The organism is Mycobacterium sp. E2497 (assembly GCF_001668695.1).
GTDB lineage: Bacteria > Actinomycetota > Actinomycetes > Mycobacteriales > Mycobacteriaceae > Mycobacterium.
This window is the reverse complement of the sequence record NZ_LZKD01000211.1, coordinates 1-2136: the sequence shown is the minus strand read 5'-3', so window position 1 is coordinate 2136 and position 2136 is coordinate 1. Positions and strand designations below refer to the sequence as shown.

The 2136-nt window shown below is 71.0% G+C and carries 2 protein-coding genes; one reads left to right on the top strand and one right to left on the bottom strand.

Annotated features, from left to right (window positions below):
* On the bottom strand, positions 1 to 397 hold a 397-nt coding region (locus A5713_RS19175), incomplete at its 3' end, for a class I SAM-dependent methyltransferase (RefSeq protein ID WP_156751947.1).
* Between the two features lie 115 nt (positions 398 to 512).
* Here A5713_RS19175 and A5713_RS19170 point away from each other — a divergent pair.
* Positions 513 to 2126, top strand: a complete 1614-nt coding sequence (locus A5713_RS19170; protein WP_082973039.1) for an AMP-binding protein — start codon at positions 513 to 515, stop codon at positions 2124 to 2126.
* The last annotated feature ends 10 nt before the right edge of the window (positions 2127 to 2136 follow it).

Genomic DNA, 2136 nt, shown 5'->3' with positions numbered 1-2136 from the left:
CCTGCGGCTGGTCGATCTCGAACACCGCGGTGCCCGCCGCCCACGGCAGCCGGTAGGCCCGCGCGTCCAGGCCCGAGGCCAGCAGGACCACCTGGCGGATGCCGGCGTCGCCGGCCTCGGCGAAGAACGCGTCGATGTACCGGGTGCGCGCGGCCAGCATGTCGGTCATGCGCTGCATGCCCCACGGGGCGCCGGGCTCGTCGACGTCGGCGGAGCTCAACTCCCCGGCGGCCCATCGTGTCATGAAGTCGACGCCGACGGCGCGCACCAGTGGCTCGGCGAACGGGTCGTCGATCAATCCGTCGCGGGTGGCCCGGGCCCGTCCGGCCGCCACCATGGTGGCGGTGGCCCCCACGCTGGTGGCCAGGTCCCAGGTGTCATTCTCGGTGCGCGTCATCGGCATTGCCCCTTTCCGGCGAGTCGTTAACCAGAGTAACGATGGTGACCAAAGGCCCACCCGGTAGTGGCGTTGCGCCCTTATCCGAGGCCGCACAGGGTGGGAGCATCGACGTGTGCAGACGGTGCGAATTTTCGGGCGGGCGGGTTTGGAAGCCCGGTCGCTCCTGCTCTATGCCCGTTCCGGGGGCCTGCGGTTGATCGCGCCCGGACGAATCTTTCCGGTGCTGCGCGCCGTGGAGCGCTTCGGCCTGCTCGGGGCGGCCACGGCGATCGCCGCCGGGCGGGACCGCGACGGTTTGGCGCTGATCGACGAGCGCGGACCCCTGACGTTCGGTGAGCTGGACTCGCGGACCAACGCGCTGGCCAACGAGTGGCGGCGGCTCGGCCTGGGCCCGGGCCACGCCGTGGCGATCCTGGTGGGCAACCACCGGGGCTTCCTGGAATCCGTGTACGCCGCCGCCAAGTGCGGCGCCGGCGTCCTGCTGCTCAACACCGGTTTCGGCGCCCCGCAACTCGCCGAGATGCTGTCCCGGGAACGCGCCGACCTGCTGGTGTACGACGAGGAGTACGAGGCCGTCATCGCCGACGTCCAGCCAAGGTTGGGCCGGATCCGGGCGTGGACCCAGGCGCCCGCCCCCGACAGCCTCGACGCGCTGATCGAGCGCGGCGATCCCGGCCCCCCGCCGCCGTCGGGTGGGCGCCCCAAGATCGTCATCTCCACCAGCGGGACGACGGGCACCCCGAAGGGCGCCGCGCGTTCGGAACCCAGCTCGCTGATACCGGTCGGCGGCCTGCTCGGCAAGGCCCCGTTCCGCGGCCGGGAAGTCACCGAATGCTGTGTGCCGCTGTTTCATTCGATGGGCTTCAGCCACGCGATGTACGCGATGGTGCTGGGCTCGACCCTGGTGCTGCGCCGCCACTTCGACGCCCGGCAGGCGCTGGCCGGCGTGGCCGCGCACCGGGCCAGCGCCATGATCGTCGTGCCGATCATGTTGCGGCGCATTCTGGACCTGGGTCCGGCGGCCCTGGCCGAGCACGACCTGTCCTCACTGCGCATCGTGTTCATCGGCGGTTCCCAGCTCGGTGCCGCGCTGGCCACCCGGGCGCTCGAGGCGCTCGGCCCCGTGGTCTACAACATGTACGGGTCCACCGAAGTCGCCTACGCCACCATCGCCACGCCCGCAGACCTGGCGGTCGCGCCGGGCTGCGTGGGCGCGGTGGTGCCCGGATCGGTCGTCAAAATCCTCGGCGACGACGGCCAGGAGGTTCCCCCCGGGACGCCGGGGCGGATCTTCGTCGGCAACGTGCTGGCCTTCGAGGGATACACCGGCGGCGGCACCAAGGAATCGATCCGGGGCCTGATGTCGACCGGCGACGTCGGCCATTTCGATTCCGACGGAAGGCTTTTCATCGACGGCCGCGACGACGAGATGATCGTCTCCGGCGGGGAGAACGTGTACCCCGGCGAGGTCGAAGACGCGCTCGCCCATCACCCTGACATCGTCGACGTCGCGGTCGTCGGCGTGGACGACGAGGAGTTCGGCCAGCGGTTGCGGGCCTACGTCGTGGTCCGGCCCGGCGCGGCACTGACCGAACGCGACGTCCAGGACTACGTCCACAACCGGTTGGCGCGGTTCAAGGTTCCCCGCGACGTGTGCTTCGTCGACGCACTGCCCCGCAACGCGGGCGGCAAGGTGCTCAAGCGGGTGCTGACCAGCCAGGCTTGACACGGTGGTG